This is a genomic window from Streptomyces sp. NPDC058646 (assembly GCF_042716875.1).
Taxonomy (GTDB): domain Bacteria; phylum Actinomycetota; class Actinomycetes; order Streptomycetales; family Streptomycetaceae; genus Streptomyces.
This window is the reverse complement of the sequence record NZ_JBHXRK010000003.1, coordinates 183620-206519: the sequence shown is the minus strand read 5'-3', so window position 1 is coordinate 206519 and position 22900 is coordinate 183620. Positions and strand designations below refer to the sequence as shown.

Genomic DNA, 22900 nt, shown 5'->3' with positions numbered 1-22900 from the left:
ATGGGTTCCTCCCGCATAATCCTCGGCACGCTCGGTCTGCTGTCCTGCCTCACGCTTTCCGTGAGCGTCCCGACGGCGGCTGCGGCTCCCACGCCCAGGGAATTGCCGCGGGTTCCGTTCACCCAGCGTTATCAGGCGGTCCAGCACGGCGGGCTGGTCCGGGCCTCCAACTCGGGCATCAGCTGCCGCAAGGAGCAGTCGCCGAAGGCCGAGTTGTGTGCCGAGGTCAAGCGGGGCGCGGCCGGGGTCAACAGTGACTTCGAGATGTTCTACAGCGAGGTCGACAAGGACCCGGACACCTACAACTCGACCCGGGCCGAGCTGAAGGTCCCCAAGGGCGCGAAGGTCTCGTACGCCCGGCTCTACTGGGGCGGGAACCTGAGGGTGGGGGAGCAGAAGCCGCCGGAGGACAGCGGGCGGGTGCTGGTCGCCGAACCGGGCGGCGCCTACAAGGAGGTGCTGGCCGACACGGTCATCGGCCACCGCACCGGTGGGGGCAGCGACGCCTACCAGGCCTCCGCCGACGTGACCCCGCTGGTCCGCAGGAGCGGCGCCGGCATGTGGACGGTCGCCCAGCTCAACATCGCCATGGGGCACTCCGAGGTGGGCGCCTGGGGCGGCTGGACACTGGTCGCCGCCTACGAGCACCCGCAGGAGCCGGTGCGCAGGATCTCGCTGTGGGACGGATTCAAGGACCTGGCCGCCGGTGGCGGGGAGACGGTCGGGATCGACGGTCTGGACGCGCCCGCCGGGTCCGCGGGGCGGGCCGGGGTGGTCGCGTACGACGGGGACCGGGGGAGCCTCGGCGACTCACTCACCGTGACGGCGGACCGTGGACGCCACGTGAGCCTCGGAAATGAAGAAAATCCTTTTAATGATGTCATGAATTCCACCATCACGGAATCCGGAAACCACTCGTTCGTGCGACAGCCCGAACATATGAATAGTCTCGGATATGACGCGGACGTGTTCGACCTGAGTCCCGCTCTGTCCGGTGGCGCCCGGAGCCTGAGTTTCAGGTTCACGGGCGAAAGTCAGGGTCATTTCCTCGGCGTGCTCTTCGTTCAGACAGACGCGCGCCGCTGAACGTAGGAGACCGCTCCGCGTGCCGACACAGCCTTCGACCGCACAGCCCACGACCGTCCTGCACCTCGTCCAGCCCGTGGACGGCGGCGTCGCCCGGGTCGTCGTCGACCTCGTCCGCGCCCAGACCGCCGCAGGCCTGCGCGCGGTCGTCGGATGCCCGCGCGGCGGCGTCCTCGCCGACGCCGCCCGGGACGCCGGGGCCGCGGTGCTCACCTGGCGGGCGGGCCGCGCCCCCGGGCCCGCCCTGCCCGCCGAGGTGTTCGCCGCCCGGCGGCTGGTCCGCCGGGTCCGGCCCGACCTGCTGCACGCCCACAGCGCCAAGGCGGGACTGGCCGGGCGGCTCGCCGTGCGCGGCTCCCTGCCCACCGTCTTCCAGCCCCACGCCTGGTCCTTCGACGCGGTCGGAGGGGCCACCGCCGCGCTCGCCCTGCGCTGGGAGCGGTACGGGGCCCGCTGGGCCGACCGGGTGCTCTGCGTCAGCGAGGCCGAACGCCGCGCGGGCGAGACCGAAGGGATCACCGCCCCCTGGACGGTGATCCGCAACGGCGTCGACCTGGACCACTTCCGCCCCGGATCCCCGGACCCCCACCAGGACAAGGCCGACGCGCGGGCCGGACTCCCCCTGCCGGCCGGCTTCGGGGGGGACGGGCCGCTCGTCGTCTGCGTGGGCCGCCTGTGCCAGCAGAAGGGGCAGGACATCCTGCTGCGTGCCTGGCCGGAGGCGGTCGGGACGGTCCCCCGAGCGCGCCTCGCCCTCGTCGGTGACGGCCCCGACAGCGAACGGCTGCGCCGCACGGCCCCGCCCGGAGTGCTCTTCGCCGGAGCCGCTTCCGACATCCGACCGTGGCTTCGGGCCGCCGATCTCGTTGTACTGCCGTCGCGGTGGGAAGGCATGGCCCTCGCCCCGCTCGAAGCCATGGCCTGCGGCCGACCGGTCCTGGTCTCCGACGTCAGTGGTGCCCGGGAGAGCCTGCCGCCCGGCCAGGGACGGCTGTGCCTGGTGCCGCCGGAGGACCCGACGGCGCTGGCCAAGGCCCTGGGACGGCTGCTGGCCGAACCGCGGCTGCTCGCCGAACTCGGGGAGCAGGCCCGGCAGCACGCCCGGACGGATTTCGACGTGCGGCGGACCACGGACGCGGTCACCGGCCTGTACCACGAACTGCTGGGCAGGCCCCGGCCCTTGAACCAGGAGCGCATCAGCCGATGACGATGGACAGCGCACCCGCCCGGCACACCGGGCAGGGCGGTACGGGGCCCGCCGGCGGCAGCGCTTTCGCGCCCGCGCCCCACCCGGCGGCCCGCCGGTCCGCGGCCGCCATCCACCCCCCGCGCGGCCCCCGGACCGGCCAGACCCGGGCCGCCGTACGGCCGCGGCGGGTCCGCCGCAGCGACGGGGTGATCCCGCTGCTGACCGCCGACGCCCTGGCCGTCGCGCTCACCGCGGCGGCCCTGCCGGCGACCGCGCTGCCGGCCGCCGCCGTCGCCCCGGCCGCCGTGCTGTTCGCCGCGCTGAACGCGCAGGCCGGGCTGTACCGGCCGCGGCTGGCACCCTCCGCGCTGCTCGAACTGCCCGCGCTGGCCGGCCGGTCCGCCGGCCTGTGGTGCGGGGCCGCGGCCGTGCTCGGCGCCCTCGACCCGGGCCGGGCCCTGGGCTGGAGCGTGCTGCTCACCGCCGTCTGCGTGCAGGTCGTCCTCGCGTGCGCGGGCCGCGGCCTCGTGAACCAGCTCCGCCGCCGCGCCGCCGTGCGCAGGCCCGCCTCCGCCCTGGTGGTCGGGCCCGGAGCGGGAGCCGTCGCGGTGGCCGCCGCCCTGCACGGCCGCCCCGAGTACGGGCTGCGCCCCGTGGGCCTCGCCGACACCCCCACCGGCGAGGCGGAGGCGCAGCCGGGCCGCACCGGCGGCCTGCCCGTGCTCGCCACCCACGAGGACGTGCGCCGCGCGGTCATCCAGAACTCCGTCCGCCACGCCGTGTTCACCCGCCCGGCCGAAGCCGACGAGCGCACCGCCTCCCTGGTCCGGCTCTTCCACGACCACGGCTGCCGGCTCTGGCTCGCCGACCCGGCCGGTACCGCCAAGGTGACCGGCATGCGCGTGGCGCACCCGGCCGACCAGCTGTGGGGGTACGCCGTACAGCCGCTGCTGCCGCGCCCGGCGCGGCCCGTGGAGCGCTGGGCCAAGCGGGGCATCGACACCGTCCTCGCCGCGCTCGCGCTGGTCGTCGCCGCCCCCGTGATGGGCGCCTGCGCTCTGGCCGTACGGCTCGGGGACGGACCTGGGGTGATCTTCCGGCAGGAACGGGTCGGCCTGTACGGGCGCCCCTTCACCCTGCTGAAGTTCCGCACCCTGCGCGCCGACGAGCACGAGGCCGCCACCCGCTGGACGGTGGCGGGCGACCGCAGGATGAGCCCGGTGGGCTCCTTCCTGCGCAAGTCCTCGCTGGACGAGCTGCCCCAGCTGTGGAACGTCGTACGGGGTGACATGAGCCTGGTCGGTCCGCGTCCCGAACGGCCCTTCTTCGTCGCCAAGTTCAGCAGCCTGCACCCCGGCTACGAGGCCCGTCACCGGATGCCCGTCGGCATCACCGGTCTGGCCCAGATCAACGGTCTGCGCGGGGACACCTCCATCGAGGACCGGGCCCGCTTCGACAACCACTACATCGACACCTGGTCGCTCTGGCAGGACCTGTGGATCCTCGCCCGCACCGCGGCCTCCTTCTTCCGCTTCCGGCTGGGGGGCAGCTGATGAGCCTCGCCGTATCCCTGCACGGCGTCCGGCCCGGCCTGCCGGACCTGCTGCGCCGGCACTGGCCGCTGCTGCCGCTCGCCGCGACGGTGCTGTTCCTGCTGGCCCCGCTCCCGGCGGGCGACGCGACCGCCTCCGGCAAGGTCGGCCCGGCCGACGCCGCCTCGCTGCTGCTCGTGCTCGTCTGCGCGGTGCAGGCGCTGCGCGGCCGGGTGCGGGCGCTGACCCCGCTGGGCGTGCTCGTGCTGGGGATGCCCGCCGTGGGCCTGGCCGTCGCGACCGTGACCGCCGGGGACCCCTACGCGGCCCTGCCGGGCTTCGTGCGCTACCTCCAGGTCTTCGTGCTCGTCCCGGCCGCCGTGGTGCTGCTGGTGCGCGACGCCGGGGAGTTCCGGCTGGCGGGCGGCTGCTTCGTGGTGCTGGCGCTGGTGCAGGGGGCGGTGGGCGTCGTCCAGTACGCCACCCACACCGGCGCCTCCTACCAAGGCGAGGACATCCGGGCCGTGGGTACCTTCGGCCCCGGTGACGTCATGGGCATGGCGACGGTGGTGTCCTACGGGCTGGTCGTGGCGACCGCCGCCGCGCTCGCTCCGGGACTGCCCCGGCGGGTCCGGCAGGCCGCCGGGGCCGCGGCCCTCGTACTGGTCCTGCCCCTGGTGCTGTCCTTCAGCCGGGGCGCCTGGATCGCCACCCTCGCCGCGGCGGTGCTGGTGATGGGCCTGGCGGGGATCCGGCGCGCCCTGAAGGTGCTGCTCGCGCTGGCGGCGGCCGGGGTCGTCCTGGTGGGCGGGCTCGGGGTCGGCTCCGAGACGGTCGCCGAGCGGCTGACCTCCATCACCCAGGTCTCCAGCGCCCCCGACCAGTCGGTGACCGACCGCTACACGATGTGGGCCGCCGCCGAGTCGATGTGGCGCGAGCGGCCCGCGGCCGGAGTGGGCCTCAAGGGCTTCCCGGCGCACCGGGACGGGCACTCCTCCCTCGGCCTGTCCTCCGGCAGCGACACCGCCGGCGCGGGACAGGCGTACATCCGCCAGCCGCTGCTCTCCCCGCACAACATGTACCTGCTGATCCTCAGCGAGCAGGGGCTGATCGGGCTGACCGCACTGGCCGGGGGCTGGGCGGTGCTGCTGGTCGCGGGCATCCGCCGGGCCGTCACCGGCGCCGGGACCGGGATCCGGGACTGCGGTCTGATCGCGACCGGACTCCTGGTGTGGCAGCTGACCGACTTCCTGTACGCGGACATCGGCGGCCCGTCCACCGTCCTCACCGGGGTGATCATCGGTCTGGCCGCCTGGTGGGCCCTCCCCTCACCAGCCCGGCCGGCCCACGACGGGCCGGCGGCCCGGTGACGGATGCGACGCCCTGGCGGCGGCCCGTAGCCGCGGCGACCGAGGTCGCCGCGGCTACGGGCCGTCCGCCGCACCCGCCCGAGCCGGCCCCGGCCACCCCGGAGCCCGGCCGGGCCCCCGTCCTGCCGGGCACGGCGGCGCACCCGGGCGGGCGGCCGGGGCGGGGCGGCCTGCGGGTGGCCGCGCAGGCCGCGGACGGCCCGCGGCCGGGCGGCCGTACGGCGCCGCACCGCGCGGGCGAACCGCCGCCCTCCCCGTCCGGCCCGCCGGCCGCGCCGGGCGGGAACGGACCCGCCCCGCTCGGGCGGTTCCTGGCGAAGGCCGCCGCCGTCACCGCCGGACTGACCGCCGCCGGAGCGGTGTTCGGGCTGGTGCGGGACCAGACCATCGCGCACCTCTTCGGAGCCGGGCACGACAGCGACGCCTTCCTGATCGCCTGGACCGTGCCCGAGATGGCCTCGACGCTGCTGATCGAGGACGCCATGGCGCTGCTGATGGTGCCCGCCTTCAGCCACGCCCTGGCCCGCCGGGCGGCCGTCCGGTCCGGGCTCACCCGCCAGGAGGCCCGGGCACAGGACCCCGTACGGCTGCTCGTCGGGGCGACCCTGCCCCGGCTCGCCGTGCTGCTGGCCGCGGTGGCCTCCGTACTGGTCCTCGCCGCGCCGCTGGTCGTCGCCGTCCTCGCACCGGGCCTGCCCGACCCCGAACTGGCCGTCCAGTGCACCCGGCTGACCGCCCTGACCGTGGTCTCCTTCGGCATCGCCGGATACTTCAGCGCGGCCCTCAGGGCCCACCGGTCCTTCCTGCCGCCCGCCGCGATCTACGTCTCGTACAACGTCGGGATCATCGGCACGATGGTGGCCCTGCACACCCTCTGGGGGGTCCGGGCCGCCGCCGCCGGGGTGGCCGCCGGCGGGCTGCTGATGGTCCTCGTCCAGCTCCCCGCCTTCATCCGGCACGTGGGCTTCGGCCCGAGCCGCCCCAAGGGCGCCCCGCGCAGCCGGCGCGACCGCGACCGGCCCACGCTGATCGCCTTCGGGGTCATCGCCCCCGTCATCTTCTTCGCCGTCTTCCGGCAGTCGCAGGTGCTGGTCGAGCGCTTCCTCGCCGCGTCCCTGCCGTCCGGAGCGATCTCGCACCTCAACTACGCGCAGAAGGTCGCGCAGATGCCGATGGTGCTCTCCCTGATGATCTGTACCGTCACCTTCCCCGTGGTCGCCCAGGCCATGGCCGGAGGCGAGCCGGAGAAGGCCCGCCGCCGCGTCGAACAGGACCTCGCCCTCGCCTGCCTCGCCGTCCTCATGGGCACGGCACTGGTCATCGGGTACGCGCCGCAGATCATCGAGGTCCTCTTCGAACGCGGCGCCTTCACCCACGAGGACACCCTCGCCACCGCCTCCGTCATGCGGGTCTACGGACTCGGACTCCTCGGCCACTGCCTCGTCGGCGCCCTGTCCCGGCCCTTCTTCTCGACCGCCCGGCCCATCTGGTTCCCGGCGTTCGCGATGGGCGCCGGCCTGCTCGTCAACATCGCGGCCGGAGCCCTCGCAGCCGGCTGGTGGGGCACCTGCGGCATCGCCGCCGCCAACGCGGCCGGCATCACCACCACCGCCGTCCTGCTGCTCACCGGGCTCGGGTCGCGGATCATCGCCATCCAGGTCCGCCGGGTCGCCGTCAGCATCGGCCGGCTCGCCGTCTCCGCCGCGGCCGCCTGCGCCACCGGCTGGATCGCGGGGCCGATGATCCCCGACCCCCGGCTCAGCGCCGCCCTCGGCTGCCTCCTCGTCCCGGCCATGTTCGGGGCCACCGGCATGGCCATACGGGCCCTCGAAGTCACCGCTCTGCCCGCCCAGATCTCCCAGCTCACCCAGAGGTTCCGCAATGTCCGCTGACACCGAAACGGCGCCCGCCGCCGTGGTGGGCCCCGCCCGCCGCACCGCTTCGCCGTGGGTCCTGATGTACCACTCGGTCGCCGATTTCACCGACCCCGCCGAAGACCCGTACGGGATCACCGTCACCCCCCGCGCCCTGGAGGCGCAGCTGCTGTGGCTGCGCTCCCGGGGCCTGCGCGGGGTGTCCGTCGGCGAACTGCTCCGGGCCCGCGCGGCCGGACGGGGCGCCGGGCTGGTCGGACTGACCTTCGACGACGGCTACACCGACTTCCTGACCCGGGCGCTGCCCCTGCTGCGCCGCTACGACTGCACCGCCACCCTGTTCGTCCTGCCCGGGCGGCTCGGCGTGGACAACGTCTGGGACCCGCTCGGACCGCGCAAGTCCCTGCTCACCGCCGAGGGCATCCGCGAGGTCGCCGAGGCGGGACAGGAGATCGGCTCCCACGGGCTGCTCCACCAGGACCTCACCGCGGCCGCCGACGACGTGCTCCTGCAGGAGCTGCGGGGCAGCCGGGACCTGCTGCGCGAGCTGACCGGGAGCCTGCCCGAGGGGTTCTGCTACCCGTACGGGCACCTCGACGCCCGCGTCGTCGCCGCCACCCGGGCCGCCGGGTACGGGTACGCCTGCGCCATCGATCCCGGACCGCTCGCGGGCCCGCACGCCCTGCCGCGTACGCACGTCAGCCAGGCGGACGGCGGGGCCCGGCTGCGGATCAAGCAGCTGCGCCACCGCACGCGCGAGCTGCGGGGGGCGGTGCTCCGGTGAAGGAGGTCAAGGCGCTCCACATCATCACCGGCCTCGGGGTCGGCGGGGCCGAGCAGCAACTGAGGCTGCTGCTGCGGCACCTGCCCATGCGCAGCGAGGTGCTCACCCTGACCAATCCCGGACCGGTGGCCGAGGGGCTGCGGGCCGACGGGGTCCGGGTCGTGCACCTGGGCATGCGGGGCAACCGGGACCTGGGGGCACTGCCGCGGATGGTGAAGTTCATCCGGCGCGGCGAGTACGACCTCGTCCACACCCACCTGTACCGGGCCTGTGTGTACGGGCGCCTCGCCGCCCGGCTCGCGGGGGTCGGGGCGACCGTGGCCACCGAACACTCCCTCGGCGAGGGCGAGATCGAGGGCCGGCCGCTGTCGGGCGGGGTCCGGGCGCTGTACCTGGCCAGTGAGCGCCTGGGAGCCGCGACCGTGGCCGTGTCGGACACCGTGGCCGCCCGGCTGGAAGGCTGGGGGGTGCCGGCCGCGCGGGTACACGTCGTACCCAACGGGATCGAGGCCGTCCGCTTCCGCTTCGACGAGGGGGTGCGGCGGGCCACCCGGGCCCGGACCGGGCTGCCGGAACGGGCCTTCGTGGTCGGTGGGGTCGGCCGGCTGGTGCCGGGCAAGCGGTTCGACGTCCTGGTGCGGGCCGTCGCCGCACTGCCGGGGGCGCACCTGCTGCTGGCGGGGGACGGGCCGGAGCGCGCGGAGCTGCGCCGGCTGGCGGGGGAGCTCGGCGCGCAGCACCGCATCCACCTGCTGGGCGAGCGGGACCCGCTGGGCGACAGCGCGGACGGCCGCACCCCCGGCATCCCGGCGCTGCTGGCCGCGATGGACGTCTTCGTCTCCCCGTCGCGCGAGGAGGCCTTCGGGCTCGCGGTGGTCGAGGCGCTGGCCGCCGGACTGCCCGTCTTGCACGTCACCTGTCCGGCGATCGACGACCTGCCCGCCGACCAGGCCCCCGGCGCCCGCCGGATCGGCCCGGGCACGGAGGAGCTGGTCGCCGCCCTGCGCGGCCACATGGAGGCCGGGGCCCGGCGGCTCCCGCCGCCCCCGGTGGTGCGCCGCTACGACATCGCCGTCAGCGCCCGCCGGCTCCTGGAGGTCTACGCCCTCGCGCTGGCGGCCGCCCCGGGCTCCGCGGCCCGGCCGCCGGCGGAGCCGCGGGTCCCCGCGGCCGGGGCGCCGAGCGGGACGGCCCGCTCCGGAACCGGTCCCGGCACCGGCTGATCCGTTCCCACCCCCGGACCCGGTCCGGGGCCGGGACCCGATGGAACCCCCCTCCACCCAGGAAGCGAGCACGTTCATGGCCGACAGCGCCGACCAGCAGAAGCCCGACCAGCAGAAGCCCGGCCAGAAGAAGCCCGACCACCGCTCCGAGAGGAGGACCCGGCGACGGCTGCCGAAGCCACCCGCGTGGTGGCCGCTCCCCGCGTGCGCCGTGCTCGGGCTCGCCGCGGGCGCGGCGTACGGGGTGCTCAAGGCCCCCGAGTACGCCGCCACCAGCTACGTCGTCGCCGTGCCCGACGACACCACCGAACCGGCCACCGCCCTCGGCTTCGCGCAGGCCTACGCCCGCATCGCCACCAGCAGCTCCACCCTCGCCTACGCGCAGCCGAGGGCGGGCCTCGACGCCCGGCGGCTGCGGACCCAGGTACGGGCCGAGACCTCCCCCGAGTCCCCGATGATCGCCATCACCGGCACCTCGAAGAGCCCCGCCGAGGCCGCCGACATCGCCAACGCGGTGGCCGACGCCCTGTCGCTGAGCAGCAATCAGGCCGCGAAGAACACCGGCGTCCAGCTGCTGCTGTTCAACCAGGCCGTCGCCCCCGCGGACCCGGCCTCCCCGTCCGCGTCCGTCAGCGCCGCCGTCGGCCTGTGCTCCGGCGGACTGCTGGGCGGGCTCTGGCTGCTGGCGCGGCCGACCCGGGGGCGGCGGCAGGAACAGCCGGCCGGACCCGTGGCGCAGGCCGTCGAGGAGTACCCCTCGCTCCCGGCGCAGGGTGAGCACTCCGAGACCAAGGAGAAGGAGTCCGTGCGATGACCTCGGGCTCCGCCGGGGCCCTGTCGGTGACGCTGTGCCGCGACCCCCGGCAGTTCGCCGCGCTGGAGGAGCCGTGGAACCGGCTCGTCCGCGGCTGCCCCACCGCCACCCCGTTCCAGAGCCACGCCTGGCTGCACTCCTGGTGGCTGTCCTACGGCAAGGAGGGCCGCCTGCGGCTCGTCCTGGTGCGGCGCGGCGAGGAGCTGGTCGGAGCGGCCGCACTGATGCTCGTCCACCGGCCGCTGCCGCTGCTCGTGCCGCTCGGCGGCTCCATCACCGACCACTTCGACGTGCTCGTCGCCGCGGACCGTGCCGGCCAGGTCGTGCCGGCGCTGGCCCGCGGGCTGCACCGGGCCGCCCGCGGCGCGGTCGTGGACCTGCGGGAGGTACGGCCCGGGGCGGCAGCCGAGGCGCTGTACCGGCAGTGGCCCGGCGCGCGTGCCAGGCTCACCGACTCCACCTGCATGGAGCTGCCCGCGCTGCCCTTCGACGAGCTGGTCAAGCGGATGCCGGCCTCGGGGGGCCAGCGGGTCCGGGCCAAGGCGCGCAAGAACGACGCGGCCGGCATCGTGGAGCACGAGGTCACCGCGGCCGAAGTGCCGGATGCGGTACGGACGCTGCTGCGGCTGCACGAGAAGCAGTGGCGCGGCCGCGGGGTGACCCCCGAGCACCTGCGGCCCCGCTTCGCCGAGCACCTGACCCGGGCCACGCGGCGGATGGTGCGGGCCGGGGAGGCCCGGCTGACCGAGTTCCGGCTGGACGGCGAGGCGGTGGCGGCCAACGTCTCGCTGCTGTCGGCCGGGATGAGCGGCGGCTACCTCTACGGGGCCGACCCGGACCTGCGGACGCGCAAGGTGGACGTGGCGACGCTGCTGCTGCGGTACGACGTGGGGCGGGCGCTCGCCGACGGCCGCCCGGTGGTGAGCTTCCTGCGCGGCAGCGAACCGTACAAGAACCACTGGCGGCCCGACACGGTCGTCAACCAGCGGTTCCTGCTGGCCACGAGTGCGCTCGCGCCCCTGCTGCGGCTGCACGAGTCGCAGCTCACGGGGCGCGAGCGGGCGGTGGACGCACTGCGGGAGACCCTGCCGGCCGCCCGGGACTGGCGGGCGCGGCTCAACGAACTGCGGGTCCGGTGACCGTGCCCGCGCGCCCGCGGGGCCACGTCCTAGAACGGCCAGAAGCCGGAGTCCTTGCGCCAGTCGAGCTGGACGCAGACCGACTGCTTGCCGACCAGCTTGGACAGCCACTCGCCGAAGTTGAGCGGCATGCACCACAGCGTGTTGACGGCGGGCGGCCGGGGCGGCCGGGGCGGCTGGGGATCGGGCACGGGCACGGCCGGGCTCGGCGTCACGGGAGCCGGCACCGGGGTCGGGGTCCCGGGTGCGGGCACGGATGCGTCGGGCGTGGGGACCGGGACCTGGGGGGTCGGTACGAGCGGGCTCGGGGTGACCGGGGCCGGGGTCGGGGTCGGGACGACCGGGACCTCGGGCGTGGGCACCGGGTCGAGCGGGCTCGGGGTCACCGGCAGCGGGACCTCGGGGGTGGGCACGGACACGTCGGGCGTGGGGGTCGGCACCAGCGGGCTCGGGGTGACCGGGGCCGGGACCGGCGTCGGCGTGGTGGCGGGGACCTCGGGCGTAGGCGTCGGGACCTGCGGGGCGGGGGTCGGGGTCGGAGTCGGGATCTGGGGTGTGGGCACCTGCGGGGTCGGCACCACGGGCGTGGGGACCTGCGGGGTCGGCACCTCGGGCGTGGGGACGACCGGCGTGGGGACGACCGGCGTCGGGATCACCGGCGTCGGGATCACCGGGCCGGGCTTCTCGGGTGTCAGCGCCTCGCGGAAGACCTTGGAGGAGTCCGGGTTCTGCTTGCACTGCCACACACCGTGCGGGCAGTAGTCGGTGATGGTGTGGTACAGCGGCTTGTGCTGCTCGATCCACTTCAGCATGCGCCGCACGTACTCCGGATTGTCCCCGCGCCGGAAGAGCCCCCACTCCGGGTACGAGATCTCCTTGCCGTGTGCCTTCGCGAAGTCGACCTGTGCCTGGAGCCCGTAAGGCTGGGTGATCTGGTCGTCGAAGGTGCGGCCCGGAGCCTGGTCGTACGAGTCCATGCCGATGATGTCGACCACGTCGTCGCCGGGGTAGCACCGGGTCCAGCCGATGGCGTCCGTACCCCGGTTCGGGGCGAAGTCGAACTTGAACTTCTGCCCGGGCACGGAACGCATCGTGGTGACGATGCGCTTCCAGTACACCTTCCAGTTCTCCGGGTCCGGCCCGCAGCGGTGGGTGTAGCTGGTGCCGTTCATCTCCCAGCCGAGCACGATCACCGTGTCCGGGACGTTCAGATCGACCAGGCGCTCGGCGAGCTTCCTGAAGTGGTGGTCGAACTGCCCCTGCGCGCCCGCCCGGATCAGCTGCGCCACCTGGTGGTCGGGGACACGGGCTTCGTTGCGTGCCTGCATGGGCACATTGAGGACGAACATGCGGTCCTCCTGGGCCAGCCGCCACGCGGCCCAGGAGGAGAGGAAGGAGACGTTCCCCTCGATGCCCGGCCACACGTCACCAGGGAGGTAGGTGTGCCCCACCCGGATCTCCCGCCCGCCCAGCCAGCGCGACAGCTGCGGGATCCGTGCCACGCCGGACGGCCCGAAGTCGAGGTAGGCGCCCAGGGCGGTGCCGGAGCTCCCGGCCTTGTCCCCCTCGGGCGCCGCGAGCGCGGCGCCGGTGGCGAGCAGTCCGGCCGTGACCGTACCGATGCAGGTGCTCGCCAGTCTGCGGCGTGGTCTGGGCATGGCGTCTCCCGAGCTTTCCTGAATCGGTGTGCTTACCAAAGACGTTAGGCATCCGATCTGACGAATGGCCTGTTCGATGACTGCCGGGTAGGCCATTCGCAGGTGCGCACGACCCCCGCTTGGTCCGACTAGGTGAAAGACACCACCTCCATGCACGCGTTCGCCTCCCATGTGCCCGCCGTCCTGCTCAGACTCGACCGGAATCCGTTCCACCACGGAACCCTCGGCGCCGTCAGATCCCTTGGCCGCAAGGGCGTGGAGGTCCATGCCGTCGTCGAGGCCGGGGGAGGTCCCGTGGGGCGTTCGCGGTATCTGCGCGCCGTGCACCCGGGGCCGGCCGGCGGTATGGACCCCGAGGCGCCCGAGGCGCTGGTGGAGTGCCTGACCGGGGTGTCGGAGCGGATCGGCCGCCCGGCCGTGCTCGTCGCCATGGACGATCTGAGCGCCATCGCCGTCTCCCGGCTCGCCCCGGTGCTGACGGACCGTTTCCGGATCCCCCATCAGCCCGACAACCTGCCCGCCCGGGTCGCCGACAAGGCGGAGCTGTCGCGGCTCTGCGCGCTGTGGGACGTCGCGCACCCGGAGACGGTGGTCCCGGCGAGCGGTTCGGAGGCGGCGGACGCCGCCTGGCGCCTGGGCCTGCCGGTGGTCGCCAAGTGGAGCAGGCCCTGGCTGCTGCCGCCGGGAGGAGACGGGCTGCGGAGCACGACCCTCGTGCACACCGCCGCCGAGGTGCGGCGGCTGTACGAACGCTCCGAGGAGGCCGGGAGCAGGCTGCTGCTCCAGCGGTTCCTGCCCGCCGGCCCGGACACCGACTGGTTCTTCCACGGGGCCTTCGGCCGGGGCGGGCACCCGCTGATCGCGGGCTCCGGCCGCAAGGAACTGTCCTGGCCGGTGCGGACGGGGCTGACGGCGGTGGGGCGATGGCTGCCGGACCCGGCGGTGGAGGAGGCGGGCCTGCGGCTCGCCGAACGCCTGGGCTACCAGGGGATCCTGGACCTGGACTTCCGCCGGGACGAGCGCGGCACCTTCCGGCTGGTGGACTTCAACCCCCGCCCGGGGGCGCAGTTCCGGCTGTTCACGGACGCGGCCGGGCTGGACGTCGTCCAGGCGATGTACCTGGACCTGACGGGCCAGCGGGTGCCGCAGCCCTCGGGCGGCCCGGGCCGGGTGTTCGTCGCCGAGAACTACGCGCTGCTGGCGGCGGTCAGCGGGCGCTCCCTCCCGCGGCGCTCCGGTGCGGGACCCGCGCAGCCCGCCCCCGGGACGGGCGCTGCGGCGGCGGCCCGGCCGGGGCCGGCGGCGGGTTCCGGTCCGCGCGGGCCGGTCGGGGAGCGGGGGCGCGTCGAGGCGGCCTGGTTCGCCGCCGACGACATGGGGCCCTTCCTGGCGATGCTCCGCGCCTTCCTCGGGCGCGGGCTCGGCAAGGGCGCCCGGGTCCTGCGCGGGGTTCCCGTGCAGGGGCGGCGCACGGCCCGCGCGGTGGTCCGGGCTCCGCGCCAGCGGCGCCGGGAGCAGCCTCCCGCCGCCCCGGCCGGCGCCGGTTCCCGCCCCGCGCCGCCCGGGGCATCGGCGGAGCCGGACGAGCTGGTGACCCGTTGAGGACACGACTGGAAGGACGGCCGTGACGAGGACGGACGATCTCGTGGTGGTCGGCGCGGGCCCCTACGGCCTGTCGGTCGCCGCGCACGCCGCGGGCGCGGGGCTCGACGTGCGGGTGCTGGGGCGGCCGATGGCCTCGTGGCGCGACCACATGCCCGAGGGCATGTACCTCAAGTCGGAGCCCTGGTCGTCCAGCCTGTCGGCGCCGGACGGGCGGCACACCCTGGCCGAGTACTGCGCGCGCCGCGGCGTGACCGCGGAACACGGCACTCCGCTGCCGATCGGGACGTTCAGCTCGTACGGGATGTGGTTCGCCCGGCATGCTGCGCCGGAGGTGGAGGAGGTGACCGTCACGGAGGTGACCCCGCACGGCGGGGTCTTCCGGATCCGCACCGCCGAAGGCCCTCCGCTGCTCGCCCGTACGGTGGCCCTCGCCGTCGGGGTGATGCCCTTCGTCCACCACCCCCGGGCCCTGCGGGACCTGCCGCCCGCCCACTACTCGCACAGCAGCGGCCACCGGGACCTGTCCCGGTTCGCCGGGCTGGAGGTCGCCGTGCTCGGAGCCGGGCAGGCGGCGCTGGAGACCGCCGCCCTGCTGGCTGAGCAGGGCGCCCGGCCCTGCCTGGTGGCCCGGAGTTCCCGGCTGAACTGGAACGCCGAGCCGCAGCCCCTGGACCGGCCCGCGCTGCGCGCCCTGCGGGATCCGCACAGCGGGCTGGGCACCGGATGGCGCAGCTGGATGTGGTCGGAACTGCCCTGGGCGGTGCGCCGGCTGCCCGCCGCGACCCGGGAGCGGATCGCGGCGACGGCACTGGGGCCCGCGGGTGCCTGGTGGCTGCGGGACCGGTTCGAGCGGCGCGTCCCCGTACTGCTCGGCCACCGGCTGCACCGGGCGGTGGCGGTGGGCGACCGGACCCGGCTGGGGCTGACGACCGCGGCGGGGGAGTCCGTCGTCCTGGACACGGGGCACGTCGTCGCCGCCACCGGGTTCACCCCCGACCTGGCCCGGCTGGAGCTGCTCGACGCGGGGCTGCGGGCGGCTCTGGCGACCGTCGGCGGCAGCCGGACGCCGGAGCTGAGCCGCGGTTTCGAGTCCTCGTGGCCGGGACTGTTCTTCGCCGGGCTGCTGACGGCTCCCTCATTCGGCCCTTCCATGCGATTCGTGCACGGCGCGGGCTTCACGGCGGGGAGACTGGTGAGAGGAGTCCTGCGGCACCTCGGCACCCGGGGCCCGCTGCCGGCCGAGAAACGGACCGCCCCCGACCGGGCGGAGACGTATCTGCGATGAGATCTGCGGTGAGAGGGGTCCTCGATGAGCGCGGAGCGAGCACAGGGCCGGGGCTGGGTACGCATTCCGGCCAGCCGTGCCGAACAGCCCCCCGCGGCCAGGACCGGGGGGTACGCACCGGGCCAGCACGCCACGCCGTACGGGGCCGCCCCGCCCGCCTCCCCGTACGCACCGGGCCCGTACGCACCGGGCCCGTACGGGGGGCCCCGGGCGACGGGCCAGGCCACCGACCACGCCCCGATCTACCTGTCCCTCGTCAAGCGCTGGCGGGAGGCCGGGCGCACCCTTCCGGGGCATCCTGACGAGGAGTGGGAGCGGCTGATCTCCCAGCCGTGCTGGCCCGGCCGTTAGGTGGTGTGACTCGTGGCAGCGGCGGAGCACGACAGGCCCGGGAAGGGCAGGACGGCGCCGGTGACCGGGGCCGGGGAGCGGCTCGCGCTGAACGGCATGGGCAGCTTCGAATGGGACCTCGGCACCGGGTCGCTGGCGCTGGACGAGGCCGGGATGGCCGTCTTCGACCTGGAGCCGGAGGAGTTCGACGGCACCCCGGAGAGCCTGGGGCTGCGGATCCCGGCCGAGGACGGGGCCCGGCTCTCGGAGACCGTGGCCACGGTCGTCGACGGCGGCGGGCAGACGTACGGCTCGTACTTCACGGTGCAGCGGCGCGACGGGCGCGACCAGTGGACGCACACCCAGGGCCGGGTGCTGCGGGACGAGGACGGGCGGGCGTACCGGATCGTCGGGATCGTCCGCGACGCGACCGCGGAGCTGGCCCACGCCACGGCGCTGCGGAAGCTGGAGTCGGCGCGGATCCAGCAGACGACGATCGTGCAGCGGACCACGGAGGCCCTCTCCCGGGCGGTCACGGTCGACGACGTCACGGCCGCACTGACCGGGGCGGGCGCACTGGAGCGGATCGGCGCCGACGGGCTGGCCCTCGGGCTGGTCGAGGGCGGCACGATCAAGATGATCGCGCTGAGCGGGGAGACGCTGGAGATCCTCAGCGAGCGCAACTTCACCCGGCTCGACGGTTCGCTGCCGCTGTCCCAGGCGGTGCTCACCAGGAAGGCACGTTTCGTCACCTCGCTCGCCGCGCTGGGTGAGGAGTTCCCGCTGCTCAGGGCGTACCTGGGCCGCATCCAGTACGACGCGGCGGCCTACCTGCCGCTGATCGCGCAGGCCAAGGCCATCGGCGGGCTCGTGCTCTTCTACCGGCGGCGCAGCGAGTTCAGCCCCGAGGAGAGGAACCTCTGCCTGGGCCTCGCGGGGATCGTGGCCCAGTCCCTCCAGCGGGCGCTCCTCTTCGACCAGGAGCGGGAGTTCGCGACCGGTCTGCAGGCCGCCATGCTGCCGCGCCGGATCCCGGAGATCACCGGCGGGGAGATCGCGGTCCGCTACCACTCGGCCTGGAGCGGGCGGGAGGTCGGCGGGGACTGGTACGACGTGATCGCGCTGCCCCGCGACCGCGTCGGCATCGTGGTGGGTGACGTGCAGGGCCACGACACGCACGCGGCGGCGATCATGGGGCAGCTGCGGATCGCCCTGCGGGCGTACGCGGGGGAGGGGCATCCGCCGTCCACGGTGCTGGCCCGGGCCTCGCGCTTCCTCGCCGAACTGGACACCGAGCGCTTCGCCACCTGCATGTACGCGCAGGTCGACCTGGAGACCGGTGGCGTGCGGGCGGTCCGCGCGGGCCACATCGGGCCGCTGATCCGGCACACGGACGGGCGTACGGGCTGGCCCAACGTACGCGGTGGCCTCCCGCTGGGCCTGGCCTCGGTCTTCGAGCACGAGGAGTTCCCCGAGACCCGGCTCGACCTGGTTCCCGGGGAGACCCTCGTCCTGTGCACGGACGGCCTGGTGGAGGAGCCCGGCACCACCATCACCCAGGGCATGGACGCCCTCGCCCACGCCGTCCGCAGCGGCCCGCAGGAGGCCGGGGCGCTCGCCGACCACCTCTCCGACCGGCTCTGGGAACGCTGGGGCTCCGGTGACGACGTGGCCCTGCTGGTGCTGCGGCGCGCACCCGACCCGGGCACCCACCGCGCCCCGCGCATCCACCAGTACATCCACCAGGCCGACCCCGAAGGGCTGTCCGACGCCCGCTACGCCCTGCGGCAGGCGCTGCGCGACTGGGGCATGCCCGAGCTCGCCGACGACGTGGAGGTGGCGGCCGGGGAACTGCTGGTCAACGCCCTGCTGCACACCGACGGCGGGGCCGTGCTGACCATGGAGGTGCTGCCGGAGCCGGTCCGGCGGATCCGGCTGTGGGTCAAGGACCGCTCCAGCGTGTGGCCGCGCCGGCGCACCCCGGGCGAGGCGGCCACCACGGGGCGCGGGCTGCTGCTGGTGGACGCGCTGGCCACGCACTGGGGCGTGGAATCCCGGGGCGACGGCAAGGCGGTGTGGTGCGAGTTCGACGCCGGCGGAAGACCCAGGAGCGCGGGGTGACCGGAAGGTCACCCCGAGTTGTGGGGTGCCGGGGCCGGGGTGATGATGCGGGCTATGAGACGGATCGTGCTGTGAGCCGGCTGAGCAGAGGAGCCGTGACGGGCATCCTGGCCCTCCTGCTGCTGGCGGCGGGGGTGCCGACGGTCGTGGACTGGACGACGGGCCGCCCGCACGCGGACCCCGGCTGCCAGGCCGTGGCCTTCATGTCGATGACGGGCGAGGCGCCCGACTGCCGGTAGCGGCGCCCGGGTGCCGGTAGCGGCGGCTACCGGCCCGGCGCGGCCCGGCCGTGGCGTCAGCCCAGGACGATCAGCCGGATCTGCTGGCGGTCCTGGGCGACCGTGTCGACGGAGCGCGGCATCAGGCCCGAGAAGTGGATCTCGTTGAGCTGGGCCTCGGCCAGCGCCGCGCCCGCGTGGATGCCCGGCGTGTACCTGAGCGAGCCGGTGGCCTCCCATGCGTGCTCCTCCCCGTCGCAGTCCGCCTCGCCGCCGCTGAACGCGAGCCGGGTGTGCTCCTGGGTGAGGGAGGCCGCGATCTGGAGCTTCGCCCCCATGGGTGACGGGGCGGTGCAGTGGTAGGTGCCGGAAAGGGTGACCGTACCGTCCTCGGAAATGTGACCGTACGGCTGTACGGAAATTCCCTGGTTGTAGACGGTGGCCTCGGCGGGGACGGTGAATACCGCAGTGGCGGCCAGGGCCGAGAGCGCTGCCAGCGCCATGCGGGTTCCTTGAATGACCATGGTTCCTCCGGGTCGATGCGGTGACGGGATTCCGCCGGAACGCATTGTGCTGGCAGTGGGGCGCCAACTCGGTCCGCAGGCTCGTGTCGGTGTGTGCAATTGCCCGCTCGGGCGCGTGAGACTGACCGGAATACATCCCCGGAGGAATCTGCATGCGTCAGTCCGCCGTCCCCGCCCTCGGGCCCGTCCTCGCCGCCGCCCTCGTCCCCCTCCTCCTGTTCGGTGCCACGGCCTGCCAGAACGCCCCGGAGGGTGCCGCGCCCGTCCCCGCCGAGGCCCCCGCCGTCCCGGTGGACGACGGGGTTCCGGGTGCGGGCGGGGCCCCGGCGGCGGCCGTGGCGGGGCAGGACGCGGTGAGGGAGAGGCACGTGGGCGAAGCCCTGCGGGTGCGGGGCGCGCAGGTCGGCCGGCACCTCCAGGCGGTGCTGAACGCCTACGTGGACCCCGCGGTCAGCGTGGACGAGAACTACGCCCCGCCCGCAGGCAAGCGCTGGGTGGCTGCCTCGATGTCGTTCGTCAACGTGGGCGGGGCCTCGTACGGGGCGCTCGGGCGCATGTGGGCGCACGACAGCGCGGGGCAGCGCCATCCGGTCGTGTCCACCGGTGAACTGACGACCGGCAAAACGCTGGTCTTCGATTCCCTGGAGGTCGGTGAGCGGGCCGAGGGATGGGTGGTGTTCGAAATCCCGGAAAACGCCCGCGTGGTGCGGATCCAGTACCAGGACGCGAACATCCAGGCGAATTCCGGAGAGGGATTCTGGGGCGTCTAGCCCGCCCGGGTGAAAGGCCGTGAAAGAGCCGGGTAGGAGGCGGCTAGGGTGCGGCGCATGACTTCTACTCAAGCCGAAATCGACCGGTCCCAGCTCGGCACCCTTTCGGTGCTCGCGTGGATCGGCGACCCCTCCGAAGCCCACGACATCCCGTACCTCCTCGCCTACACCCTCGGTGACGGCCCGGGCGGACGCGAAGCCGGTGAGGCGGCTGCCCGCGGGCTGCTGGAGGAGATCGGCCTGCCGATCGGCGACGTCGTCATGGACGGCACCCGCAATCCGGCGAACTTCCCGGTGCAGATCCTGCTGGAGGGCAACCAGATCGCCCTCACCCTGCCCGGGATGAACGCGCAGTGCACCGCCCCCGACGAGTGGGTCGCCGCTGCGGACGAGAGCGGGCAGGCCTACTTCCTGTTCGCCACCCGCGCCTGGCCCGAGGCCGTCCCGGGCGAGCCCGTCAGCGCGGAGACCCTGCAGGCGTTCGCGGGCGACGAGGCGGTCCTCACCGGCAGCGCGCACTGCGTGCTGTCCGTGCGCCGGCTCCAGAAGTAGCCGCCGCCGAGCGGGCCGCCGCCCCCCTGCTCCGGCCGCCGGGCTCCCAGCCTGCCCGGTGGCCGGTTCCGCATGCGGGGGCACCGGCCCCCGCCGTCAGGGGTGTTCGAAATGGAAGCGCAGCGACCGGACGCGGTTGTCGAAGTTCGACCCCGCGAGGTCCGGCAGGCCCACCGCGCGCAGCCCGACCGGCCGGGTCAGCAGCTCGCGGAAGAGGGCCCGCATCTCCACCCGGGCCAGGTGGGCGCCGAGGCAGAAGTGCGGGCCGCCGCCGCCGAACCCCAGGTGCGGATTGGGCGAGCGGGTGATGTCGAAGGCGTCGGGGTCCGGGAAGACCGCCTCGTCGCGGTTGGCGGATGCGTAGTAGAGGACCACCTTGTCGCCGGGGCGGAACAGGTGCCCGTCCAGGGTGTGTTCGGCGACCACCGTGCGGCGGAACTGGATGATCGGCGTCGAGTGGCGGATCATCTCGTCCACCGCACCGTCCGCGTACGTCTCGAAGTCCGAGAGCAGCAGGTCCCGTTGGTCCGGGTGGTCGGTCAGCAGGGTCAGGCCGTGCGTGATCGCGTTGCGGGTGGTCTCCACCCCGGCGACCATCAGGAGCGAGAAGAAGGCGCCGAGCTGGCGGGCCCCCAGGGCCTGGCCGTCGACGTTCGCGCACACCAGCGCCGAGATCAGGTCGTCGGTGGGGTTGCGGCGCCGCTCCCGTCCGATGCCCGCCACCATGCGCTGCATCCGGGCCAGGGCCCGCAGTCCGCGGCCGGGCATCCGCAGCCGGGCGGCCAGGCCGCGCTCGACGCCGATGTTCTCGGAGGCGTGGTTCACCCGGTCGGCGATCTCCGCCCGGTAGTGCTCCGGGATGCCCATCATGTTGCAGATGACCTCCAGCGGCAGTCGCGAGGCCACCGCCGAGACGAACTCGCCGGGCCGCCGGTCGAGTACGTCGTCCACGATCCGGGCGGCGACCGCGTGGATGTCCTCCTCCGCCGCCGCCAGCAGCCGCGGAGTGAAGGCCCGTTGCACGATCTTGCGGAGCTGGGCGTGGTCGGGGCCGTCGAGATTGACCATCGAGTCCCCGAACAGCGCCCGCACCCACCGGGCCGGCTCGGGCGTGGTCACTCCGGGGGCGCTCGCGAACACCTTGGGCAGTCGGCTGGCCTCCTGCACCTGCCCGTGCCGTACGAGGGCCCAGTGACCGGCCCCCTTGGCGCCCTCGGGGACGAACACGGGTGCGCCGAGGGCCCGGAGGCGGGCGAAGGCGGCCAGCCGGTGGGCGGGGGGCCGCTGCCAGAAGCCGGGCTCGGCCAGTTCCCTGCCGGGGTCTTCGCCGGGATGTCGTGCGGGAAGCGTCATGGCCTGGAAACGGTGGCGGGGGCGCGGGGGTGACGGTTTTGGCGCGGCGCCGTTGCTGCGGCGCCGCGCCGGGGGCCCCGCCCGTCCGCCGGCGGTGGCGCCGCAGCAGCGCGGCGCGGGCTGCCCCGGCGCCCCCGTCCCTCAGACCCCTGCGGTGCTGAAGGGGGCGGTGGGGCCGGAGCGGGCGGAGCGTCCCGCCAGGGTCACGCCCACCGCCACCGTGGCCGTCGCGACCAGGCCGGCCCACAGGACCGCGTACGTGCCCGTCCAGGTGCAGGCGAGGACCGCCAGGGCGGACAGCGGCAGGGTCAGCTGCTGGGCGGGACCGCGCTTGAAGTGGCGCGAGTGCAGCAGCCACACCATGAGCAGGAACAGGGCCGACGGGACGGTCACCGAGGCGTTCGCGGCCACCTGGGAGATGTGCGCCTTGCCCACGGCGTGCTCCACGGCCACCTCGATGCCCGCCCCGATGGCCGCCCCCGCCCCGAAGACCAGCAGGTGACCGTAACCCCAGGGGATCGCCTCGCGGTTGGAGTTCAGGTGCTCGTGCATCGGCACCGCGAAGTAGATCCACCACGCGGCGAAGACGATCAGCAGTCCCCCGGCGGCGATGGGCAGCAGCTGGTCCAGCGCCTCGTGCTCGTCGAGCGCCGATTTCACCGCCACCGTGCTCGCCGCGATCGTCTCGCCGAGCACGATGATGGTGAACAGGCCGTAGCGCTCCACGATGTGGTGGGCGTGCCAGGGCGTCTGGTGTCCGCGTTCGGCCAGCACCGGCACGAGCAGCTCGGCCACCAGCAGCACCACGAACAGCCGGCGCCTGGAGTCGTCCGGGGCGAAGAGCAGGCCGACCCAGCCAGCCTGGCAGACCAGCAGGCCGACCGCATAGGTGAAGGCGGCCTTCCGGGCCGGGCCGCTCTCACCCGCCGCGGCGCGCAGCCACTGGGCGGTGAGCGCCACGCGCATGATGAGGTAGCCGATGACGGCCACCGCCCAGTCGTTGTCGTCGAAGGCCCGGCTCACACCGGCGGCGTAGACGAGCACGCCGGCGATCTGCACGAGCGTCGCGATCCGGTACGGCACGTCGTCGCAGTCGTAGGCGGAGGCGAACCACGTGAAGTTCATCCACGCCCACCACACGCCGAAGAAGACGAAGAAGTACCCGATCACCCCGGTACCGGGATGCCCCTCCGCCAGCGCGTGCACCAGCCGGGCACCGGCCTGGGCGATCGCGACGACGAAGCAGAGGTCGAAGAACAGCTCCAGCGGAGTGGCCGCGCGGTGGCCCTCGTCGGGGCTGCGCGCGGTCATGGGGGTGTAGGCCATAACGGCCAGCAGACCAGAGGGGCGCCCTTCAGCAGGCCAGACGCGCGGCCCGCGCCGCCCGCGTGCCCCGGGCGGACTCGTGCGGGTCCGGCACCGGCCGGTCCGGGAGCGGGGCGGGCGCCTCGGTGACGGCGGGCCGCGGCCACG

The 22900-nt window shown here is 74.6% G+C and carries 20 protein-coding genes; 16 read left to right on the top strand and 4 right to left on the bottom strand.

All coding sequences use genetic code 11. From position 1 onward, the window contains the following. The 9 genes from ACFWUZ_RS05990 to ACFWUZ_RS05950 all read left to right on the top strand — a co-directional run bounded on the left by ACFWUZ_RS05990 (position 1) and on the right by ACFWUZ_RS05950 (position 11011). Positions 1 to 1086 (top strand): DUF3344 domain-containing protein, encoded by a 1086-nt coding sequence (locus ACFWUZ_RS05990; protein ID WP_384367733.1) that lies wholly within the window; start codon positions 1 to 3, stop codon positions 1084 to 1086. Positions 1087 to 1105: 19 nt separating this feature from the next. After that, on the top strand, positions 1106 to 2293 hold the full coding sequence (locus ACFWUZ_RS05985; protein WP_384367730.1) for a glycosyltransferase family 4 protein: 1188 nt from the start codon (positions 1106 to 1108) through the stop codon (positions 2291 to 2293). After that, on the top strand, positions 2290 to 3828 hold the full coding sequence (locus ACFWUZ_RS05980) for an exopolysaccharide biosynthesis polyprenyl glycosylphosphotransferase (protein ID WP_384367727.1): 1539 nt from the start codon (positions 2290 to 2292) through the stop codon (positions 3826 to 3828). The genes ACFWUZ_RS05985 and ACFWUZ_RS05980 overlap by 4 nt, the downstream gene beginning before the upstream one ends. Beyond that, on the top strand, positions 3828 to 5177 hold the full coding sequence (locus tag ACFWUZ_RS05975) for an O-antigen ligase family protein (protein ID WP_384367724.1): 1350 nt from the start codon (positions 3828 to 3830) through the stop codon (positions 5175 to 5177). The genes ACFWUZ_RS05980 and ACFWUZ_RS05975 overlap by 1 nt, the downstream gene beginning before the upstream one ends. Positions 5178 to 5299: 122 nt before the next feature. Beyond that, the gene (gene murJ / locus ACFWUZ_RS05970; RefSeq protein ID WP_384368082.1) at positions 5300 to 7069 is read left to right on the top strand and encodes a murein biosynthesis integral membrane protein MurJ; all 1770 of its coding nucleotides are present in this window, start codon (positions 5300 to 5302) and stop codon (positions 7067 to 7069) included. After that, the gene (locus ACFWUZ_RS05965; RefSeq protein ID WP_384367721.1) at positions 7059 to 7835 is read left to right on the top strand and encodes a polysaccharide deacetylase family protein; all 777 of its coding nucleotides are present in this window, start codon (positions 7059 to 7061) and stop codon (positions 7833 to 7835) included. The genes murJ and ACFWUZ_RS05965 overlap by 11 nt, the downstream gene beginning before the upstream one ends. Further along, a complete protein-coding gene (locus tag ACFWUZ_RS05960) occupies positions 7832 to 9058 on the top strand; it encodes a glycosyltransferase (RefSeq protein WP_384367718.1) in 1227 nt (408 codons plus the stop codon). Before ACFWUZ_RS05965 ends, ACFWUZ_RS05960 begins: the two co-directional genes overlap by 4 nt. Before the next feature lie 76 nt (positions 9059 to 9134). Further along, positions 9135 to 9872 carry a lipopolysaccharide biosynthesis protein gene (locus tag ACFWUZ_RS05955; RefSeq protein WP_384367715.1) on the top strand — a complete coding sequence of 246 codons (738 nt, stop codon included), beginning with the start codon at positions 9135 to 9137 and terminating at the stop codon, positions 9870 to 9872. After that, positions 9869 to 11011 (top strand): GNAT family N-acetyltransferase, encoded by a 1143-nt coding sequence (locus ACFWUZ_RS05950; RefSeq protein WP_384367712.1) that lies wholly within the window; start codon positions 9869 to 9871, stop codon positions 11009 to 11011. The genes ACFWUZ_RS05955 and ACFWUZ_RS05950 overlap by 4 nt, the downstream gene beginning before the upstream one ends. A gap of 29 nt (positions 11012 to 11040) precedes the next feature. Here the strand turns inward: ACFWUZ_RS05950 and ACFWUZ_RS05945 are convergent, their stop codons facing one another. Further along, complete coding sequence (locus ACFWUZ_RS05945) at positions 11041 to 12669, bottom strand: glycoside hydrolase family 26 protein (protein ID WP_384367709.1); 1629 nt, start codon at positions 12667 to 12669, stop codon at positions 11041 to 11043. Positions 12670 to 12819: 150 nt separating this feature from the next. Here ACFWUZ_RS05945 and ACFWUZ_RS05940 point away from each other — a divergent pair, with 150 nt between their 5' ends. From ACFWUZ_RS05940 to ACFWUZ_RS05920, 5 genes are all read left to right on the top strand, one after another. Beyond that, positions 12820 to 14271, top strand: coding sequence for an ATP-grasp domain-containing protein (locus ACFWUZ_RS05940; RefSeq protein ID WP_384368079.1), 1452 nt, complete (start codon positions 12820 to 12822; stop codon positions 14269 to 14271). 22 nt (positions 14272 to 14293) lie between these two features. Beyond that, positions 14294 to 15559 (top strand): NAD(P)-binding domain-containing protein, encoded by a 1266-nt coding sequence (locus ACFWUZ_RS05935; RefSeq protein ID WP_384367706.1) that lies wholly within the window; start codon positions 14294 to 14296, stop codon positions 15557 to 15559. A gap of 24 nt (positions 15560 to 15583) precedes the next feature. Further along, complete coding sequence (locus tag ACFWUZ_RS05930) at positions 15584 to 15910, top strand: hypothetical protein (protein WP_384367703.1); 327 nt, start codon at positions 15584 to 15586, stop codon at positions 15908 to 15910. Between the two features lie 12 nt (positions 15911 to 15922). Then, on the top strand, positions 15923 to 18010 hold the full coding sequence (locus ACFWUZ_RS05925) for a SpoIIE family protein phosphatase (RefSeq protein ID WP_384367700.1): 2088 nt from the start codon (positions 15923 to 15925) through the stop codon (positions 18008 to 18010). Between the two features lie 95 nt (positions 18011 to 18105). After that, positions 18106 to 18249 (top strand): hypothetical protein, encoded by a 144-nt coding sequence (locus ACFWUZ_RS05920; protein ID WP_384367697.1) that lies wholly within the window; start codon positions 18106 to 18108, stop codon positions 18247 to 18249. 56 nt (positions 18250 to 18305) lie between these two features. Here ACFWUZ_RS05920 and ACFWUZ_RS05915 read toward each other — a convergent pair whose 3' ends face one another. After that, on the bottom strand, positions 18306 to 18731 hold the full coding sequence (locus tag ACFWUZ_RS05915) for a DUF6299 family protein (protein WP_384367694.1): 426 nt from the start codon (positions 18729 to 18731) through the stop codon (positions 18306 to 18308). 173 nt (positions 18732 to 18904) lie between these two features. On the opposite strand from ACFWUZ_RS05915, the gene ACFWUZ_RS05910 reads away from it, so the two are divergent. Together ACFWUZ_RS05910 and ACFWUZ_RS05905 are read left to right on the top strand one after the other, a co-directional pair. After that, positions 18905 to 19522 (top strand): hypothetical protein, encoded by a 618-nt coding sequence (locus ACFWUZ_RS05910; protein WP_384367691.1) that lies wholly within the window; start codon positions 18905 to 18907, stop codon positions 19520 to 19522. A 57-nt stretch (positions 19523 to 19579) separates the two neighbouring features. Continuing rightward, positions 19580 to 20074 carry a DUF5949 family protein gene (locus tag ACFWUZ_RS05905; protein WP_384367688.1) on the top strand — a complete coding sequence of 165 codons (495 nt, stop codon included), beginning with the start codon at positions 19580 to 19582 and terminating at the stop codon, positions 20072 to 20074. Between the two features lie 96 nt (positions 20075 to 20170). Here the strand turns inward: ACFWUZ_RS05905 and ACFWUZ_RS05900 are convergent, their stop codons facing one another. Then, positions 20171 to 21427, bottom strand: a complete 1257-nt coding sequence (locus tag ACFWUZ_RS05900; RefSeq protein ID WP_384367686.1) for a cytochrome P450 — start codon at positions 21425 to 21427, stop codon at positions 20171 to 20173. A gap of 141 nt (positions 21428 to 21568) precedes the next feature. Then, positions 21569 to 22753 (bottom strand): low temperature requirement protein A, encoded by a 1185-nt coding sequence (locus tag ACFWUZ_RS05895; protein WP_384367683.1) that lies wholly within the window; start codon positions 22751 to 22753, stop codon positions 21569 to 21571. Positions 22754 to 22900: the final 147 nt, after the last annotated feature.

Excerpts from the sequence above, each read along its gene's own strand:
- ACFWUZ_RS05990 (WP_384367733.1), top strand. The coding sequence starts at position 1 with ATGGGTTCCTCCCGCATAATCCTCGGCACGCTCGGTCTGCTGTCCTGC.
- ACFWUZ_RS05980 (WP_384367727.1), top strand. The coding sequence starts at position 2,290 with ATGACGATGGACAGCGCACCCGCCCGGCACACCGGGCAGGGCGGTACG.
- ACFWUZ_RS05975 (WP_384367724.1), top strand. The coding sequence starts at position 3,828 with ATGAGCCTCGCCGTATCCCTGCACGGCGTCCGGCCCGGCCTGCCGGAC.
- ACFWUZ_RS05965 (WP_384367721.1), top strand. The coding sequence starts at position 7,059 with ATGTCCGCTGACACCGAAACGGCGCCCGCCGCCGTGGTGGGCCCCGCC.
- ACFWUZ_RS05955 (WP_384367715.1), top strand. The coding sequence starts at position 9,135 with ATGGCCGACAGCGCCGACCAGCAGAAGCCCGACCAGCAGAAGCCCGGC.
- ACFWUZ_RS05950 (WP_384367712.1), top strand. The coding sequence starts at position 9,869 with ATGACCTCGGGCTCCGCCGGGGCCCTGTCGGTGACGCTGTGCCGCGAC.
- ACFWUZ_RS05945 (WP_384367709.1), bottom strand. The coding sequence starts at position 12,669 with ATGCCCAGACCACGCCGCAGACTGGCGAGCACCTGCATCGGTACGGTC.
- ACFWUZ_RS05940 (WP_384368079.1), top strand. The coding sequence starts at position 12,820 with ATGCACGCGTTCGCCTCCCATGTGCCCGCCGTCCTGCTCAGACTCGAC.
- ACFWUZ_RS05930 (WP_384367703.1), top strand. The coding sequence starts at position 15,584 with ATGAGCGCGGAGCGAGCACAGGGCCGGGGCTGGGTACGCATTCCGGCC.
- ACFWUZ_RS05915 (WP_384367694.1), bottom strand. The coding sequence starts at position 18,731 with ATGGCGCTGGCAGCGCTCTCGGCCCTGGCCGCCACTGCGGTATTCACC.
- ACFWUZ_RS05910 (WP_384367691.1), top strand. The coding sequence starts at position 18,905 with ATGCGTCAGTCCGCCGTCCCCGCCCTCGGGCCCGTCCTCGCCGCCGCC.
- ACFWUZ_RS05905 (WP_384367688.1), top strand. The coding sequence starts at position 19,580 with ATGACTTCTACTCAAGCCGAAATCGACCGGTCCCAGCTCGGCACCCTT.
- ACFWUZ_RS05900 (WP_384367686.1), bottom strand. The coding sequence starts at position 21,427 with ATGACGCTTCCCGCACGACATCCCGGCGAAGACCCCGGCAGGGAACTG.
- ACFWUZ_RS05895 (WP_384367683.1), bottom strand. The coding sequence starts at position 22,753 with ATGGCCTACACCCCCATGACCGCGCGCAGCCCCGACGAGGGCCACCGC.